The 2,680-nt window shown below is 42.4% G+C and carries 2 protein-coding genes; both read right to left on the bottom strand.

Annotated elements, in window-relative coordinates; all coding sequences use genetic code 11:
• On the bottom strand, positions 1–1,088 hold a 1,088-nt coding region (gene norW, locus CXF78_RS19695), incomplete at its 3' end, for an NADH:flavorubredoxin reductase NorW (protein WP_102037707.1).
• A complete protein-coding gene (norV, locus tag CXF78_RS19690; RefSeq protein ID WP_102037708.1) occupies positions 1,085–2,599 on the bottom strand; it encodes an anaerobic nitric oxide reductase flavorubredoxin in 1,515 nt (504 codons plus the stop codon). The genes norV and norW, both read right to left, overlap by 4 nt.
• Between the last annotated feature and the right edge of the window lie 81 nt (positions 2,600–2,680).

The raw sequence follows: 2,680 nt of genomic DNA, 5'->3' as shown, positions 1-2,680 counted from the left end.
GTTACTACAAAACCGATAATCTGTTTTTGCTCGTTGTAGGCTTTTACTGAACAACCCAGAGCATCAATATCCACCTGCCAAGAGGCTACATCAGTTACGGTGTTACCGCCTAATTGAATCGGCATGTGCGGCGTTTTAACTTTGACTAACATCGCCGGTAACTTCAAATCTGTTGGTTGGCCGAGTAAAGTTTTTGCTAATGCATTGGCGCTTAACAAAATTGGCTGTAAGTAGGACATCACCTTGCCGTTTATTTCGGCGCAATCGCCTAAGGCATAAATGTTATTCACTGAGGTTTGCAGCTGATTATTAACCACTAAACCTTTATTCACTTTACAGCCAGATTGACGTGCTAAGCCAACATTAGCCTTTAAGCCTGCGGCTGAAATAACACAATCCACGGTATATGTTTGGCCAGAGCTGAGTGTGGCACATATACCTAATTCAGTTTTATTTAGTGAACTAATCGTGCGCCCAAACTCAAACACCACGCCCATATTAACCATTTTCTTTTGTAAAGCACTGGCGACTAACTCTGGCAACATGCTCGCCATCACGCCGTGGCTTGGATCAACCACCACAACTATTTTGCCACTATGGTTAAGATCCATCGCTATTTCAGTGCCGATAATGCCTGCACCAATCACTAGAACCGTCTGTGCATTTTGTAGTTGCAACTGCGCGCTATCAAACTCACGTAAACTGTTTAAGGTAATAACACTGTCAGTGGCATTGCCAAGCATAGGGGGTACAAAGGTTTTTGCTCCCGTCGCTAACACCAGTTTTGCATATGGATAAGCAACGCCGTTAACAAACACTTGTTGTTGAACGCTATCAATACAATCAACCTTGGTAAAAGCATGCAGAGTAATATTATTCTCGCTGGCAAACTCTTGTGCACTCAGACGGATTAAATCAGCACTGTTTTGCTTGTTACTAAATACATGGCTCAAGTCCGGTTTATTATAATCGTGGCCTTCATCAAGGGTAAAAACGGTTATAGGTAAGTGCTTATCTGTGCGTCTAATGGTCTTGATAAGTTGATATGAGCCAAAGCCGCTACCAATGATAATGATAGGTGCACTCATGATGCTTTCCTCTCAGCAATAGGGACAAATACATCTTTGCCAAGGCCACAATCTGGGCAAAGGAAAAAGTCTGGTACTTCGCTCCACGGTGTTCCTGGTTCTACTTCTTGATTAGGCTCACCCAATACTGGCACATATACCCAATTACACACAGTGCAGAGCATATTTTGTGAATCACTCATTGCTGTCGCTGTTGTACATGTCGGTTTGATTGCTTGAGTTGTTTGAACTGCTGGCGTTGGCTTAGTGGTTACAGTGGCTTGAGCGCTTTTAGCTAGCGATGCAGGTGAAATGGATTTTACATTACTTAAATCATGCCATGCCCAGCTTTTGGCTATCTGGCGGCCATGCTCACGGCATTCGCGCATCGCTTTACCATCGGGTCGCCATTTTGCTTTTAAGCCGACAATGGTTTCAAATCCGGCATCCGTAAGACGGGTGTGAATACGGTCAACCGCGCCGCCGTTCCAGCCATAACTTCCAAATGCACCGGCTTTTTTATCTTTAAAGCGCAAGCCTGTGATCTCTTCTAACATGCCCGCGACTTTTGGCATCATGACATTGTTCATGGTTGATGAACCCACCAAAATACCTTTAGAGCGGAACACGTTAGCTAAGATGTCATTTTTATCATGGCGGGCCACATTAAACACTTTAACAGACACCACAGGGTCAACGTCGTGGATCCCTTGAGCAATGGCATCGGCCATCATGCGGGTGTTATTAGACATTGAATCATAAAAAATGGTAATTCTGTCTTCTTGATAATTATCTGCCCATTGCAGATATTGATGAATAATCTGGGTAGGGTTGTCGCGCCACACCACGCCATGGGCAGTAGCAATCATGTCTACAGGCAGGTTAAAACTCAGCACTTCGTTAATTTTAGCGGTAACCAGTGAGCTAAACGGGGTAAGAATATTGGAGTAATAACGTAAACACTGATCCATTAATTCAATTTGGTCTACTTCATCATTAAACAAATGCTCATCACAATAATGTTGACCGAACGCATCATTACTAAATAGCACAGCATCTCCCGTTAAATAGGTCATCATACTGTCTGGCCAATGCAACATTGGGGTTTCAATAAACACCAACTGCTTGCCATTACCAATATCAAGAGTATCGCCGGTTTTAACGATATTAAAATTCCACTCGGTATGGTGGTGTAAGCCAGTAATGGAGTCGATAGCATTTTCGGTACAATAAATTGGCGTATTAGGGATTTTAGCCATCAAAGCTGCTAACGCACCTGAGTGATCTTCTTCTGCATGGTTAATGACGATGTAATCAATCTTATCGAGATCAATTTCCATCTCAAGATTTTGAATAAATTGCAGGCTGAAACGATGGTCAACAGTATCGATTAAGACATTTTTTTGTTCACGGACAAGGTAACTATTATAACTGGTCCCTTTAGTGGTTTTATATTCAGTGCCATGAAAGTCCAATATTTCCCAGTCACGTTGTCCAACCCAATCGATGTTATTTTTAATGTGAATTGTCATATGTACACCTGTAATAAATGAGAAGTTAAAGTTCAAAGATAAAGTTTCAAAAGTTAACTTCGTTATTGCAGGTGGCGTGCC

Origin of the sequence: Shewanella sp. 11B5, assembly GCF_002836795.1 — a bacterium.
Classification (GTDB): domain Bacteria; phylum Pseudomonadota; class Gammaproteobacteria; order Enterobacterales; family Shewanellaceae; genus Shewanella; species Shewanella frigidimarina.
Note: the sequence above shows the minus strand (reverse complement) of the source record. Positions and strands in the feature narration are given on the sequence as shown.